Raw genomic sequence first — 15,382 nt, 5'->3', positions numbered from 1 at the left:
CCCTACAAGAAGATCTACTTCAACCACCGCACCGGCAAGGCCGAGAAATGTACGTTCTGCTACCCGCGCATCGAGGTCGGGATGCCCACGGTGTGCGCCGAGACGTGCGTGGGCCGGCTGCGCTACCTGGGCCTGGTCTTCTACGACATGGACGCCGTGCTGCCCGCCGCCTCGGTGGAGGACGACCATGAACTCCTGCGGGCCCAGCGCGACCTGATCTTGGACCCCGACGACCCCGAGGTCGTCCGGGCCGCGGAGAAGGAGGGCATCCCCCGCGACTGGATCGAGGCGGCCCAACGCTCGCCCATCTATTCGCTCATCAACGAGTACCGGGTGGCGCTGCCCCTGCACCCGGAGTACCGCACCATGCCCATGGTCTGGTACATTCCGCCGCTGTCCCCGGTCGTGGACGCCGTGTCCGAGACGGGCCAGGACGCCGAGGACCGCGACAACCTCTTCGCGGCCATCGAGAGCCTGCGCATCCCCATCGAGTACCTGGCCGAACTCTTCACCGCAGGAGACACCGGACCCGTCACCGACTCACTGCGCCGCCTCGCCGCGATGCGTTCCTACATGCGCGACATCAACCTCGGCCGGGAGACCGACGAACGCATTCCCCAGGCCGTGGGAATGGACGGCGAGAGCGTGTACGACATGTACCGGCTGCTCGCACTCGCCAAGTACGAGGACCGCTACGTCATCCCGCCCGCGCACACCGAACAGGCGCACTCCCTGGAGGCCTTCGCCACCGGATGCAGCCTGGACACCGAGGGTGGACCCGGCATGGGCGGCCCCGGCGCCGGTGGACCGGACAAGGGCGGCCCGCTCACCGGAGGCGGGGTCTCACTGCCGATGCCCTCGGTCCGTCGGTCGGGGGAACACGCATGAGCCTGTTCAAGGCGCTCAAACGCCACCCCATCAGCGACCGGCAACGCGCACTGACCCACAGGATCGCCGCCCTGGTGCTGGCCCACCCCGACGAGCGGCTCCTGGCCGACCTGCCGATGCTGCGACAGGCGGCCGAGGAACTGCCCGACCCGCCGCGCACGGACCTGCTCGGGGTGATCGCGTGGCTCGCCTCGACCCCGCCACCCGAACTCGCCGAAACCTACGTCGGCACCTTCGACCTGCACCGGCGTTCGTGCCTGCACCTGACCTACTACGCCCACGGAGACACCCGCAACCGCGGCGCCGCCCTGCTGTCCTTCTCCAACGCCTACCGCAGGGCCGGCTTCCTCCTGGACGAGGACGAACTCCCCGACCACCTGTGCGTGGTCCTGGAGTTCGCCGCCACGGTCGATCCCGCCGGCGGCACGCGCCTGCTGAACCGGTACCGGGCCGGGCTGGAACTGCTGCACCTGGCCCTGCGCGACGCCGACTCCCCCTACACGGGCGCGGTCACGGCGATCAACGCCACCCTGCCGCCCAAGACCGACCGGATCGACGACAAGGTCGCCCGACTCGTGGCCGAGGGGCCACCCGCCGAAGAAGTCGGTCTCGCCCCCTTCCCACCTCCGCAAACCAGGAGCGTGCACTCGTGAACACCGCACTCGAAACGGTGTTGTGGGTCATCGTCCCCTACGCCTGCATGGCGGTCTTCCTCGTCGGTCACTACTGGCGCTACCGCTACGACAAGTTCGGCTGGACCACCTTGTCCACCCAGCTCTACGAGAGCCGACTGCTGCGCTGGGGCAGCCCCCTGTTCCACTTCGGCATGCTCGCCGTCATCGGCGGCCACGTCGTCGGCCTGCTCATCCCCAAGTCGTGGACCGCGGCCGTGGGCGTGACCGACGAGCTCTACCACGTCATGGCCGTCGGACTCGGCCTGGTCGCCGGGATCGCGGTGGTCGTGGGACTGACCCTGCTCATCCTGCGCCGACGCCTGGTCGGGCCGGTCTTCCGGGCCACCAGCCGGATGGACAAGCTCATGTACGTCGGGCTCGGCCTGGTGATCGTCACCGGCATGGCCAACACCATCGTCGGCAACATCATCGGTCACTACGACTACCGGGCAGGGGTGTCGATCTGGTTCCGCGGGCTGTTCCTCCTGGACCCGCACCCGGACCTGATGGCCGCGGCCCCGCTCACCTTCCAGGCGCACGCCCTCTCCGCCTTCGCACTGTTCGCCCTGTGGCCGTTCACCCGCCTGGTGCACGTGTTCAGCGCACCGCTCGGCTACCTGTGGCGGCCCTACGTGCTGTACCGGTCGCGGGACACACAAATGGGTGAGCGCCGCGGTCGGCGAGGTTGGGAGAACGTGGAGGACGGGAGCCGGATGCCATGAACAGCGGAGCCAGAACCAACCTCGTCCTGGCCACGGCGGCGTTCGCGCTCATGTTCTGGGCGTGGAACCTCATCGCGCCCCTGGCGCCCGGCTACGCCGCGCGCCTGGACCTGAGCCCCACCCAGACCTCCGTGTTGATCGCCTTTCCCGTGCTGATCGGGGCCCTGGGACGGATCCCCGTCGGTGCGCTGACCGACCGCTACGGCGGCCGGGTGATGATGGCCGCGGTCTCCTTCGTCTCCGTGGTACCGGTGCTGCTGCTCGGCTTCGCCGGGGATTCCTACCCGATGCTGCTGGTCCTGGGGTTCTTCCTGGGCATCGCGGGAACCTCCTTCGCCGTGGGCGTGCCGTTCGTCAGCCGCTGGCACTCCGCCGAGAAGCGCGGGTTCGCCACCGGTGTGTTCGGTGCGGGGATGGGAGGAACGGCGCTGTCGGCGTTGTGCACCCCGTACCTGGCCGACACGATCGGGTTGATGGGCACGCACATGGTCATGGCCCTGGCGCTGGTCCTGATGGGTGTGCTCGTGCTGGTGGTGTGCCGTAACCCGCCCGGATGGGAGCCCTCCACCGACCCGTTGATGCCGCGCCTGCGTGGCGCCCTCGGTCTGAAGGCGACCTGGCAGAACATCCTGCTGTACGCGGTGGCCTTCGGTGGGTTCGTGGCCTTTTCGACCTACCTGCCGACCCTGCTGCACAACGCCTACGGGTTCGCCCGGACCGAGGCGGGCCTGCGCACCGCCGGGTTCGCCCTGGTCGCCGTCGTGGCCAGGCCGTTGGGCGGCATCCTGTCCGACAAGGTCGGCCCGGTGCGGGTGTGCATGGTGTCCTTCGTGGGGACCACGCTCATGGCGGGTGCGCTGGTCTTCCAGCCACCGGCGGAGTTGGCGGCCGGGACGGTGTTCGTACTGATGGCGGCCTTTCTCGGACTGGGCACCGGGGGAGTGTTCGCCCTGGTCGCGCAGCTGGTGGAACCGGCCCGGGTCGGTACCGTCACCGGGCTCGTGGGAGCCGCCGGTGGTCTGGGCGGGTACTTCCCGCCGCTGGTCATGGGTGTGGTGTTCCAGGCTTCGGGGGCCTACGCCTTCGGGTTCGTCCTGCTGGCCGCGGTCGCGTTGGGAACGGCGGTCTACACCGGTGTGGCCTTCCGCGACCGCCCCAAGGTCGAGGCCGTGTGAGTTCGGGGCGGTGGGTGGATCGTCGCCCACCGCCCCCATGATCTGGATGCGGAATCCGTGGTCCGCCGGAACCGGGGAGTGTTCATGCGGTGCGGGCATTGCCGTGCGGGCGACTGATTCTGCGGTCGAAAGTGATGGCCGGGGTCCGCCACGCCGGGACGACGCCTGAACCGTGCCGTGATGGGTAACGCCCGATACACAGGACACGACCAGAAACAGGGGGACGCATGACCACCACGCACACCTCGCACTCGGGCCTCACACTGCCGGGGCTCGGGTTCGGTACGTACAAGCTCAACGGAGCGGAAGGCGTCGACGGGATCTCCCGTGCGATCGCCAAGGGGTACACCCTGCTCGACTCGGCCTTCAACTACGAGAACGAGGGCGCGGTGGGCCGTGCGGTTCGCGCATCGGGCGTCGACCGCGACAGCCTGATCGTCACCTCGAAGCTCCCGGGTCGGCACCAGGAGCATGACAAGGCCATGCGCTCGATCGAGGAGAGCGTCTACCGGACCGGGCTCGACCACCTCGACCTCTACCTCATCCACTGGCCGAATCCGAAGCAGGGACTGTACGTGCAGGCGTGGGAGGCGCTGATCGAAGCACGAGAGCGTGGCCTCGTCCGCGCGATCGGTGTCTGCAACTTCCTGCCCGAACACCTCGAAACCCTCCAGAAGCGCACCGGCGTACTACCCGACGTCAACCAGATCGAGCTGCACCCGTACTTCCCCCAGGCCGAACAGCTCGCCTACGACTCCGAGCGCGGCATCCTCACCCAGGCGTGGAGTCCGCTCGGGCGCGGCAACGACCTGCTCGATCGTGACGACATCGGCGCGATCGCCAGGGACCATGACGCCACACCCGGGCAGGTGGTGCTCGCCTGGCAGATCGCGCGTGGCGCCATCCCGTTGCCGAAAGCCGCCTCCGACGAACGTCAGGTCGAGAACCTCGGCGCGCTCGATGTCACCCTCACCGACACCGAGGTCGCGGCGATCACGCAATTGGGACGCCTTGACGGTCGCCTGGCGGGCCAGGACCCCGCCACGTACGAGGAGTTCTGAGGCAAGACGTGTACGGGGTCGGGCCCGACCCAAGGGCATGCGGGGCACGATGCGGTTGAGTGAGAAGGCCTCGTAGATCGCGCCGATCAGCCGGCGCAGCGTGCTCGACGCGAGGTGTGGGTGCATGTTCCGGACCAGAGGCGACAGGCGATCGCAAGCCAAGGTATTGCGATATCGGGGAACCCGGGCGTGGATGCCCTGATCGTGTGGTCCTCTGAGGAAGCCACGAAAGTACCGATACGGCAGATTCAGCTCAAACCACACCGCGGCTTCGAGGCGCGCCTATCGGTCTGCCGTGCGTTACGGGGTCGGAGAATGGCGGAGTGGCCGTCAGAGCGGAACACTGCCAGGATGACCGCCATGGCAATTGATCCTGAACTCTGCATCGAGGTCCCAGCGGACTTCGATGACTCCGCCGCCGAATCCCAGGTCCACCCGACCGCCCGCAAGATGTTCTTCGGAAAAACCAACGCCGAGGTTTTTCGCAAAGCGCAACTGTGGGCGAACGAGCAGAGTGTGCACCTGCTCGACGCGGCGTGGGACGAGTTGCTCGGAGAGGACGACCCCTATGTCTTGACCGTCTACTTCAGCTTCGAGTTCGAAGATGAGAACGAACCGGAACTGAAGACCCCGCGAGCGTTGTGAGCACGACTCTGCCGGTGCGCGACATCGCCGGGGAGGGTGCCGCCGGCGCTTATCAAAGGTCGGGTACCTTGACCTCGAAATAGTCTTCCGCGCAAGGGCCTGGCTCGATACCGACGGGCGGGGCCCTTCACGTAACCGAACATCTCCGGTGGCCAACGTGGCCGTGGCTCTGGCGGTCGGTGTCCACGAAGAGCACGTCTTCACGGCGCGCTTCCCGCCCTCCTGAGAAGGTCCCCTTTTCGGACCGTGCACCGAGACCCCACGGCCGTGACCGCGCCCCACTTGTGTTATCGCAGGTCATTGGCTGTGAACCTTACGCGGATAGGGATGGGGCGGCCGTCTCCGGTGCCACGACCATGAGGAGAGGGGCGTCCCCACCACCCACCGGGGCGGGTCTCTTTGGAAAACGCCCTCCACCGTCACCATGACGTACACGCGCACACGAGGGTCGCAGCAGGGGAGTCTGCCGGCGGAGCGAGGACGGTCGCGATCTCGTTCGGGTCGCCGATCGGGTGGAACCTGACCGCTCCGAGGGGTCCTTCTTCGGCAGAGGGTGGTCGTCGTCGACCGGAGCTGTGCCTTGAGGGGCCTGAACGGTGCTCAAGGCGGTGCGCGGTGAGAACCACACCCTCATCATCGTCCATGTCGGATATGATCGCCTTATGGCGATGAATGATGCGGATGGGTGCCCGGCCTCGACCGAGGGCATGGGCGCCGCCGAAGCCCTCTTCCACAGTCTCTCCGACGCCACCCGGCTGGCCATCGTGCGCCGCCTGGCCGAGGGCGAGGCACGCGTGGCCGATCTGGTGGCCCGGCTGGGACTGGCCCAGTCCACGGTCTCGGCGCACGTGGCGTGCCTGCGCGACTGTCACCTGGTCGAGGGGCGCCCCGAGGGGCGCCAGGTGTTCTACTCCCTGACCCGCCCCGAGTTGCTGGAGCTGTTGGCCTCGGCCGAGGTCCTGCTGGCCGCGACCGGGAACGCGGTCGCGCTGTGCCCCAACTACGGGACCGACAGCCATGATGACGGAGGTGCGCGGTGAGTGACGCGTGCGGATGTGGTGGAGACGAGCCCCGCAGTAGCGGCGAGGCCGAGGCGCCGGAGCCGGAAACGCTGTGGCGGGTGAGCGAGATCCGCTTCGCCGCCGTGGCCGCACTGCTCCTGTCGGCAGGGTACGGCGCGGGCTGGGTCGGGGGTCCCGACCTGGTGGGGTCGGTGCTCAAGGTCGCCGCCCTGGCCGTCGCGGGGTGGACGTTCGTCCCTTCCACCGTGCGCCGCCTGGCCCAGGGCAGGATCGGCGTGGGCACGCTGATGACCATCGCCGCCGTGGGCGCGGTGCTGCTGGGCGAGCTGGGCGAGGCCGCGATGCTGGCGGTGCTCTACACCATCGCCGAAGGGCTGGAGGAGTACTCCGTGGCCCGAACCCGGCGCGGCCTGCGCGCCCTGCTGGATCTGGCCCCCGACCAGGCCCGGGTGCTGCGTGAGGGAACCGAGCAAACCGTGGACCCGGCCGATCTGGTCGTGGGCGACACGCTGGTGGTGCGCCCTGGGGAACGCCTGGCCACCGACGGTCGTATCGCCTCCGGGCACGCCAGTCTGGACACCTCCGCCATCACCGGTGAGTCCGTCCCCATGGAGGCCGGTCCCGGCAACGAGGTGTTCGCCGGTTCCATCAACGGCACCGGCGTGCTGGAAGTGGCCGTGACCACCACCGCCGCCGACAACTCCCTGGCCCGCATCGTGTCCATCGTGGAGGCCGAACAGTCCCGCAAGGGCGCCGGACAGCGCCTGGCCGACCGCATCGCCGCGCCCCTGGTACCCGGGGTGATGGTCGCCGCCGTACTCATCGCAGCCCTGGGGTCCCTGTTCGGCGACCCGCTGATGTGGATCGAACGTGCGCTGGTGGTGCTGGTGGCCGCTTCCCCGTGCGCACTGGCCATCTCGGTGCCGGTGACCGTGGTCGCCGCGATCGGTGCGGCCGCCAAGCACGGCACCCTGGTCAAGGGCGGAGCCGCCTTGGAAGCCATGGGTCACATCAAGACCGTGGCCTTGGACAAGACCGGCACCCTGACTCGTAACCGCCCGACCGTGATCGAGACCGTACCGGCCTCGGGGCGCACCGCCGAGCAGGTGCTGGCGGTGGCCGCCGCCTTGGAGGAGCGCAGCGAACACCCGCTCGCCCGCGCCATCTTGGCCGCAGCCCCCGCCCCGAAGCGGGCCGAGCCGGTCCAAGCGGTCACCGGAGCCGGGCTCACCGGTGTTCTGGACGGTCGTAGCGTGCGGCTGGGTCGACCGGGCTGGATCACCCCCGGGCCCTTGACCGAGGACGTGAAGCGCATCCAGCACGCGGGTGCCACCGCCGTCCTGGTCGAAGACGATGGCATCTTGATCGGCGCCGTCGCGGTCCGCGACGAACTGCGCCCCGAAGCCGCAGAAGTCGTCGCGTCCCTGCACGAAGCGGGCTACCGGGTCGCGATGCTCACCGGCGACAACCACGCCACCGCCGCCGCGCTGGCCGCCGAGGCGGGCATCGATCAGGGTGAAGTGCATGCCGAGCTGGGGCCCGAGGACAAGTCCCGTCTCGTCGGTGAACTTCGCACCCACGGCCCGGTGGCGATGGTGGGCGACGGGGTCAACGACGCCCCGGCTCTGGCCACCGCCGACCTGGGGATCGCGATGGGGGCGATGGGCACGGACGTGGCCATCGAGACCGCCGACGTCGCGCTGATGGGAGAGGACCTGCGCCACCTGCCCCGGGTGCTGGCGCACGCCCGCCGCTCCCGGGCGATCATGTGGCAGAGCGTGGGGTTGTCGCTGGCCATCATCATCGGCTTGATGCCCTTGGCGTTGTTCGGAATCCTCGGGCTGGCCGCGGTGGTGCTGGTGCACGAGGTGGCCGAGGTGGTGGTCATCGGCAACGGTATCCGCGCCGCACGCACTCGCCGGCTGGGCGTGGGCTCCTCCGAGACCGCGCCCGTGCGCGAAACGCACCCCTCGACGGTATGAGATGGGCGGATGTTCGCACGCCGCCGGTGCAGGGCCACCCGCCGCCCGCCCAGGCTCTGCCCGCCCCTGACCAGTGCTTTCGCATCGACACCAGTGACAGCAGGAAGCTGTGCGAACTCCGCCCTTTCCGTCTTCGGCAAGCCGTTGAGGGGCGAGTGACCCCAACACTTCGGACAACGGTTGAGCCGGGTCAGCGCTGGGCGACGGCCCTTTCGACGGCGGCGATGTAGTCGTCGAAGGCGTCGGTGGGGGTGCGGTCGACCATGAGCTCGTCGCGCTGGCCGCGGGTGAGTTCGAGTTGGACGCCCTCGCCACTCGCGTTGCGGTTGGCGATGTTGTCGGGGCTCTCGCCCTTGAGGTGATCGGGGATGGTGCTCGGGGCATCGAACCCGGCATCGCGCAGTTCCTCGCGCACCGCGTCACGCAGATCGGTGTCCAGGCCGCCCACGTAGGTGAGCGCCTCGTCGCCGGCGGCTCCGTGCCAGGAGACGGTGTGGTCGGAGTCGGCGACGATGTCGACGGTCATGGGCTCGTCGAAGTTGGTGGAGGTGATGTGCAGGACGCTGTTGCCGGTCGACTTGATCCCCTCGAACGTGGCGAAGGCGTGGTCACCGGCCTGGGCGGCGCTGTCGGCGAGTTCGGTGGTGGGGCGTTCGATACCGCCGCCGTGGATGGCGATGTGGGCGACGTCGGTCTCACCCTCTCGGGTGGAACGCCGGTAATCGGTGCCCTCGGTCTCGTTGGCGGCGAGTTCGGCGTAGCTGGAGTAGGTGTCTTCGGCCGCGAGGGCCGGAGTCGCAGGAGCCAACGAGATGACGAGAAGGGATGTGGTGGTCACAGCGGCGGTCCTGACGATCATGCGGGTCCTTCCGAGCGGGGCGATTGCGGAGGACATGCTACGGGTCGGTGGTTCGGCGGACCATGACCTTCAGGTGAAAACGAGACGCCCCCACGGCGGAGTTCCGTGGGAGCGTCGTGTTACGTCTAGCGGGTGTCGGCCTAGCGTACCCAGATGTATGGACCCACGGTATCCCGTGCCCGAAACACGGGAGCTGTTTCGCGCGTCGCGCTCATGTTCCACCTCCTCAAAGGGGTGACGCCGTGAGCTACGCGACCATCACCCGAGGCGAGTTCGGCGGGGACCGCCTCACCATCGGGGCCGACGCCGCGCTCCGCGACGTGCGTTTTTCCTACAAGGCCCGCGGTCTTCTCGCCTTTATCGTTTCGCACCGCCAGGGGTGGGGCGTCACCGAAAAGCAGTTCGCCACCACTTCCCCGAAGGCGTGGCCTCGGGCCGCTCCGGCCGCAAGGAATTGGAGGTCTCCGGCTACCTGCGTCGCCACCGCACCCGTGATCGACCGGGACGCCTGGGAACGGCCCATTGGGTGGTCGCCGAACTCGCCCGCTCCATGACGGGGAAGGATTTCGTATCCCTGCAAAATCGCAGGTCAGAACCTAAGTGTGGTTTTCCGAAAGTGGATGACCCAACGGAGGATGATCGCACACCTAAGAAGACCGACCACAAGAACACCCACACACAAGAACAAGGGGAGGGGGAGGAGGGCGCGCGAGCCGACCCCCGACCGAGAAACACGAACCACGGGGACTCCCAGGTGCGGGGGATCGATCGCCGCCTGGTCCTGGGGCATCCGCCCACCGCGCTCGCCGCAGTGGGCGACCTCGACGACGACGCCATCGGCCCCACCGAACTCCTGGAATGGCTTCGGTCGGATCACGAGACCACGATGTCGCTGTACGCGGTCCTGACCACCGGTTGCCGACCCGACTATCCGGCCCAGGCGTTACCGATCCGCATCACCCGCGACCGCACCCCCGGCGGCCTGCCCGGACCTCCCGCACCGAAGGTGCCCCGCCCGCGCCGCGAGCAGGGCCACCAGTGCGAAAGCCTCCCCGACCCCGCGCCGGTCATCCTGGTCGAGGAAACCCCGGCACCGACCGCCGACGCCCTGATCTGTGTGCTCGACCAGGCTCTGCCCGACACCGAACCGGCGCCGCCCGAGCATCGCGGGAACCGTTCCTGCCATGAGCAGCGCCGACACGTCATTCGCTTCAATCCGGCCACCGCGACCCATGAGGATCTCGGCCCATGTCCACGCTGTCATCCCGATCGGGCGAGGGAGTCCGCGGCATGGGTCCGCGCACCACGTATGGTCGGCCTCCTCGATCTCCCAACGCATGCCCCGCGCATCGACCGGGCGGAGCAATGCGAACAACGCATCGACGACCCACCGCAGCCGAGGGGCGCCGATATCGTGTACCCGTCGTGGTCTGGGCGCTGAGATCCACAGAAGCCACCCGTGCGGCCGAAACCTCACCGAACCGGAAGGACAAGCGGTGTCGACGAAGGACTTTTCCGCAAGCGAAGACGGGTTCGGAGACCGGCTCGCAGAGGCTGCCGCCGACGATCAGGGGAAGCCCCTGTTCGAGGTGTTCGCCGACGCCTCACCCGAACAGGCGATCGAGGCGACCGAGCTGATGCTCGTCGAACCCTGGCACACGGGTGAGGACACCCCCTTCGAACACCGCATCGGCGACATCTCCATCACCTCCAGCGACGATGTCGACCTGCACGAGATCGAGTTGCTCCGCAGCCCGGACTTCTTCGATGACCCCACAGGCGAGCACCACGCCACTGTCCTGGAGCAGGCCGAACCGGTCGCGAACGCGATGGAGCGCGCGGCACGTGAGGCCTGGGGAGAGCCCTCCGTCATCCAGGTCTCGGACGACCCCCACGCCTGCACGGTCCTCGACGTCGTCCTCACGACGCTCAATCACAGGTCCGTCCCGGTCTGGCGGCGAGAGGAGCGCTACGTCGCCCTGATCAGTGGCCAGGGCGACAAGGAACTGCGGTTCATGGTGACCTTCCTGGTCCTTTCCCGCGCCGCCGTCGAGGACGCCGTCTTCGACATGGTGGGCGGAGAGCCGCAGGCCTCGGCGGTGGAGGAACAGTTGGCCGCGGACCTTCCGGCAAAGACGACCCTTCCCGCGGAGCTCGGTCGCGCGTGGTCGTTCATGGAGTCACAGGGGTGGTCGGGCGAGGACGCCAAGGGAAACCCGTTCCTGACCCCATACCCGGGGGAATCCCAGCTCGGTCCGGTGTTCTCGGCGAACTTGTCGATTCGAGGTTGGCTGGACCCCGACGCACCCGGTGCCGAACGTCTCGTCCCGATCGCGGAGACCGATGGATCCGGTGGCCTGGCCCTGCTCTGGTTCGACGACTCCGGCGCGCCTCGCTTCGTGGGGTTGTCCTCCGAGGGGGACGCAGCGCTCCGCCTCGCGAACGACCCCGTCGACTTCCTGAGGCTGGTCGCGATCGGCTACCCCGAATTCGTCGATTACGCCTTCGGGGCCGAACCCGATGCGTTCGATGATGAGGACGAGAGCGATGGGCAGGACTCCAAGGAGGCCCACGCCCGGTTCCGCGCCTGGGTCGAATCCGAGTTCGAGGTCACCGTCCCGCGCGTTTGGGAAGTGCGGCCGGACCAGGAATTCGACGCGTGGATCCGCCCACTGATCGACGAGTACGGGATCGGTCTCGAATGAGCGACCGAAGCCCCTGGCCGAACCTCGGACACCCCACCCACCGCGTACAAGAAGGGCCATCCCCATGTCGACCCTGTTCTCGAAGATCATCGCCGGTGAGCTTCCCGGGCACTTCGTCTGGAAGGACCCCGAGGTCGTGGCCTTCCTGTCCATCGCCCCGCTCCGCCCGGGTCACACCCTGGTCGTCCCGCGAGCAGAAGTCGATCGCTGGACCGAGATCGAGCCCGCGCTGCTGACCAGGTGTATGGAGGTGTCCCAGGCGATCGGTCAGGGTGTGCGAACGGCCTGGGACGCGCCTCGCGCCGGGATGGTGATCGCGGGCTTCGAGGTTCCGCACATGCACATCCACGTGGCGCCGGTCTGGGACCTGTCCGATTTCGACTTCACCACGGTGGAGGTGGAAGAGGACCGGAGCGTCCTGGAGGCGGCGGCCGAGCGGTTGCGTACCGCTCTCCAAGAGTTGGGATTCCCCCACGCCGTCCCACCCCAGGACTGACCGGGATGGTTCTGGGCGAGCTTGGATGCTGTTCTTGTCCGCTCGCTCAGCGCCACTCTGCGTGCCGCTGCTTCGAGGGCCGAACATGGGATCGTGGCGAAGCCGAAGGTGTGGTTCCAGCCAGGCTTTCGCATCGAGCGTGTTCCTGCGTGCCCGGCGCGGCCTGCTCACGCCCGAGCAGGCCGGTATCCCCGACCACGGAGTGCGGCGTGTGCCCGGCCTGCGGCGCGAAGAGGTCGCCATGCTCGCCGGCATCAGCGCGGACCACCACCTGCGGTTGGAACGGGGGCGCGATCGCAACCCGTCGACGCAGGTGCTGGAGTCGATCGCGCACGTCTTGCAACTCGACGACGCCCATTTCGCCCGTCTGTCGAGCCTGGTCGTCGAGACGCCGCGCAAACGCACTCGTAGGCCGCGCAAGGAGACGGTGCCGTTCGGCGTGCTCAAGCTCCTGAACACCCTCGACCTCCCGTCCTTCATCGAGGGGCGGTACCCCGACGTCCTGGCCGCGAACAGCCTCGCCGCCACCCTCGATCCTCGCCTCGTCGTGGGAGGCAACCAGCTACGGGACATGTTCCTCGACCCGACCGAGCAGGACCTGTACCCGGAGTGGGCGAACGCCACCGAGTACTTCGCTGTCCCTGGCCAGTCCCCGGTTCCGCGACCTTTGGGCACGCCACAGGGAGCGGCTGACTATCGACGGCGCGAAGACCCTGCAACTCGTCGTGTATCACCCGGAAGCCGGATCCGCGGATGCGGAGAAACTGCCCCTGTCGGCCTCGGCCGCGCTCGATGAACCCGTTGATCCACGGGTGGCTTCGATGCGGACGGAGCCCCGGTAGCCGTCGTGCTCCATCGTCGACGTCGCGTCGGGGGCCGCGTCCGGTACGGGCAACAGATGCGTGCGGATACAGGTGGCGGCGTTGGCGGCATGGGTCCAAGTGGGATCATCGGCGCTGGTCAAGGAGGTCGGGCCGGATGTCTGGTCCCACCGGGCTTAGAAGTCGCCCCATGTTCGGTCGGGTCGAATTCCGCTGAACCGATGAGTGAAGATGAACCGATGAGCGAACCAGAAGCTTCGGAAGCCCTCGAAGATCCCGAAGGCACTGATCGGAACGGCGATCAAGTTGTGCTCGACGACGTGGGTGTCCGGTTGCGGCGTCTCCGTAAGCAGGCGGTCCTGACCCTGACCGAACTGGCGCAGCTGACCGGGATCACCCCGAGTACCCTCTCGCGGCTGGAGACCGGCCGGGTTCAGCCCAACCTGGGACAGTTGCTGCCGCTCTCCCGGGTCCATCGGCTCCCGATCGACGAACTCGTGAACGCGCCCCGGGTGGGCGATCCGCGCGTGCACCTGCACCCGGTGCGCCGCTTCGGCCTGACGTTCGTCCCGCTCATCCGGCGCGCCGGTGGGGTCCAGGCCTACAAGGTCGTCTATCCACCCGCCCGAACCCTTCCGACGCCCGGCATGCGCACTCACGAAGGACACGAGTGGTTCTACGTACTCTCGGGAACCGTTCGGCTGGTCCTGGGCACCGAAGAGGACCTCTTGCTGCAGGCGGGGGAGGCCATCGAGTTCGACACCCGTACGCCGCACTGGATCGGCAACCCCGCCGAACGGGAGCCCGCCGAGGTCATCGCGGTCTTCGGAACCCAGGGTGAACGCGTCCGTCTGCACGAGAGCTGACCCGAGGGTCGATACGAGAACCGACACGAGAGCTGAACGGTTCGGTGTGGGCGGGTTCTTTGTAGATCTGCTTCTTTGCACATCTGCACAGGAGTGTGCTTTCGGGCCCCGGGCGCGCCCACCATGGCGACATGGAATCAAAAACCGCTCCGCTCTCGTCCAACCGTGAGTTCTGGGAAGGCCGCTACCGCGACGAGGATCCCTCCTCACCGGAACCCGGACCGAGCCCGGCCTTCACCGCGCTGATGGAGGATCCGACCCTCGTAACACCGACCACGGGCACCCGTAGGGCACTCGAACTCGCCTGCGGTCGTGGAGGAGACGCAATGTGGACGGCCGCCAGGGGATGGCACGTCACCGCTGTGGACATCTCGGAACACGTGCTGGCCACACTGAACGAACGCGCTCGCAGAGCCGGCCTGGTCGACCGCCTGAGCACGCGGCACCACGATTTGGCCCTCTCGGTGCCCGAACCCGAGGCGTGGGATCTGGTCTACGCCAACTACTTTCACACCCCGACGGACATCGACCGCGACGCCGTCCTGCGCCGTGTCTCGGACTCGGTGGTCGAGGGCGGGCTGCTGATCGTCATCGACCACGGTTCCAGTGCTCCCTGGTCCTGGGAGCAACGCGAGGACCATCCGACGCCGGAGGACCTGTGGAACTCGCTCGATCTGGGGGCCGACTGGTCCGCCCTCGTATGCGAACGACGCTCCCGGCTCGCCCAGACTCCCGAGGGTGCAGGGGATGCAGGGGGTAACGAGGGCGTCCAGGGTCCGGAGGGTTTCGACGGCCGGACCGCGCTGGTGATCGACAACGTGTTGGTGGCGCGCCGTCGCTCGACGACGTGAATCGGTCGACAGTGAAGGGATACGATCCAATGCCCGACTCGAACCGACGACCGGACCGGCCACCGCCCAGGACCGGCCCGAGCGAGATGGAGGTCCTCACCGGCTTCCTGGACTACCTGCGCGAAAGCGCGCTGGCCAAGGTCGTCGACGCGCCCGAGGAGCGTGTGCGTGCTCCGGGGGTCACCTCCGGCACGAACCTGCTCGGTCTCATCGAGCACCTGACCCATGTCGAACGCCGGCTCTTCCTCGGAGAGCAGCCCTACGACTGGGCGGACACCTTCCAAGCCGATCCGCAGAAGAGCACGGAAAGCGTCCTTCAGGGATATCGCGAAGCCATCTCCGCAGCGAACCAGGTGATTGCGGACTGCGCGGACATCGAAGGGCCGGCTCACTCGGGTGGGTCCGCGCCTTCGATGCGGTGGGCATTGGTGCACATGATCGAGGAAACCGGTCGCCATGCCGGTCACCTCGACATCCTTCGGGAGTTGATCGACGGCAGCACCGGACGATGAACCCGAACCTTGTCTTGGGAGGTAGCGCAATGGTGTGAGGCGGATGATGGTGAGGGGGAGGGCACTGGGGTTGTTGGGTGGGTGGGTTCTTCCTCCTTCCCCG

At 68.0% G+C, this 15,382-nt stretch carries 16 protein-coding genes; 15 read left to right on the top strand and 1 reads right to left on the bottom strand.

Annotated features, from left to right (window positions below; genetic code table 11):
- From K8V84_RS07995 to K8V84_RS07960, 8 genes are all read left to right on the top strand, one after another.
- A partial coding sequence (locus K8V84_RS07995) for a 4Fe-4S dicluster domain-containing protein (RefSeq protein ID WP_369696613.1) occupies positions 1-888 on the top strand: 888 nt, incomplete at its 5' end.
- Positions 885-1,541 carry a nitrate reductase molybdenum cofactor assembly chaperone gene (narJ, locus tag K8V84_RS07990; protein ID WP_304072451.1) on the top strand — a complete coding sequence of 219 codons (657 nt, stop codon included), beginning with the start codon at positions 885-887 and terminating at the stop codon, positions 1,539-1,541. The genes K8V84_RS07995 and narJ, both read left to right, overlap by 4 nt.
- Positions 1,538-2,284 (top strand): respiratory nitrate reductase subunit gamma, encoded by a 747-nt coding sequence (gene narI, locus K8V84_RS07985; RefSeq protein ID WP_304072449.1) that lies wholly within the window; start codon positions 1,538-1,540, stop codon positions 2,282-2,284. Before narJ ends, narI begins: the two co-directional genes overlap by 4 nt.
- Positions 2,281-3,459: an MFS transporter gene (locus K8V84_RS07980; RefSeq protein ID WP_304072447.1), complete on the top strand. Its 1,179-nt coding sequence runs from the start codon at positions 2,281-2,283 to the stop codon at positions 3,457-3,459. Before narI ends, K8V84_RS07980 begins: the two co-directional genes overlap by 4 nt.
- Before the next feature lie 227 nt (positions 3,460-3,686).
- Entirely contained in the window at positions 3,687-4,520 is an 834-nt protein-coding gene (locus K8V84_RS07975; protein WP_304072445.1) for an aldo/keto reductase, read from the top strand.
- A 351-nt stretch (positions 4,521-4,871) separates the two neighbouring features.
- Entirely contained in the window at positions 4,872-5,165 is a 294-nt protein-coding gene (locus K8V84_RS07970) for a hypothetical protein (RefSeq protein ID WP_304072442.1), read from the top strand.
- A 662-nt stretch (positions 5,166-5,827) separates the two neighbouring features.
- Complete coding sequence (locus K8V84_RS07965) at positions 5,828-6,205, top strand: metalloregulator ArsR/SmtB family transcription factor (protein ID WP_304072440.1); 378 nt, start codon at positions 5,828-5,830, stop codon at positions 6,203-6,205.
- A complete protein-coding gene (locus K8V84_RS07960; RefSeq protein WP_304072437.1) occupies positions 6,202-8,169 on the top strand; it encodes a cation-translocating P-type ATPase in 1,968 nt (655 codons plus the stop codon). Before K8V84_RS07965 ends, K8V84_RS07960 begins: the two co-directional genes overlap by 4 nt.
- A gap of 190 nt (positions 8,170-8,359) precedes the next feature.
- Here the strand turns inward: K8V84_RS07960 and K8V84_RS07955 are convergent, their stop codons facing one another.
- On the bottom strand, positions 8,360-9,028 hold the full coding sequence (locus tag K8V84_RS07955) for a poly-gamma-glutamate hydrolase family protein (RefSeq protein ID WP_304072435.1): 669 nt from the start codon (positions 9,026-9,028) through the stop codon (positions 8,360-8,362).
- Between the two features lie 424 nt (positions 9,029-9,452).
- Between K8V84_RS07955 and K8V84_RS07950 the strand changes: the two genes are divergently transcribed.
- From K8V84_RS07950 to K8V84_RS07920, 7 genes are all read left to right on the top strand, one after another.
- Entirely contained in the window at positions 9,453-10,469 is a 1,017-nt protein-coding gene (locus K8V84_RS07950; protein WP_304072431.1) for a hypothetical protein, read from the top strand.
- 55 nt (positions 10,470-10,524) lie between these two features.
- Positions 10,525-11,733, top strand: a complete 1,209-nt coding sequence (locus K8V84_RS07945) for a hypothetical protein (RefSeq protein WP_304072428.1) — start codon at positions 10,525-10,527, stop codon at positions 11,731-11,733.
- Positions 11,734-11,797: 64 nt separating this feature from the next.
- The gene (locus K8V84_RS07940) at positions 11,798-12,229 is read left to right on the top strand and encodes an HIT family protein (RefSeq protein ID WP_304072425.1); all 432 of its coding nucleotides are present in this window, start codon (positions 11,798-11,800) and stop codon (positions 12,227-12,229) included.
- A gap of 139 nt (positions 12,230-12,368) precedes the next feature.
- Positions 12,369-13,025 (top strand): helix-turn-helix domain-containing protein, encoded by a 657-nt coding sequence (locus K8V84_RS07935; protein ID WP_304072422.1) that lies wholly within the window; start codon positions 12,369-12,371, stop codon positions 13,023-13,025.
- A 264-nt stretch (positions 13,026-13,289) separates the two neighbouring features.
- Complete coding sequence (locus tag K8V84_RS07930; RefSeq protein ID WP_304072420.1) at positions 13,290-13,916, top strand: XRE family transcriptional regulator; 627 nt, start codon at positions 13,290-13,292, stop codon at positions 13,914-13,916.
- A 131-nt stretch (positions 13,917-14,047) separates the two neighbouring features.
- A complete protein-coding gene (locus K8V84_RS07925; RefSeq protein WP_304072418.1) occupies positions 14,048-14,767 on the top strand; it encodes a class I SAM-dependent methyltransferase in 720 nt (239 codons plus the stop codon).
- A gap of 86 nt (positions 14,768-14,853) precedes the next feature.
- Complete coding sequence (locus K8V84_RS07920) at positions 14,854-15,279, top strand: DinB family protein (protein WP_304072416.1); 426 nt, start codon at positions 14,854-14,856, stop codon at positions 15,277-15,279.
- The last annotated feature ends 103 nt before the right edge of the window (positions 15,280-15,382 follow it).

The organism is Nocardiopsis listeri, assembly GCF_020741345.1.
Classification (GTDB): Bacteria; Actinomycetota; Actinomycetes; order Streptosporangiales; family Streptosporangiaceae; genus Nocardiopsis; species Nocardiopsis listeri_A.
The sequence above is the reverse complement of the archived record's forward strand: the minus strand, read 5'-3'. Positions and strand labels throughout refer to the sequence as shown.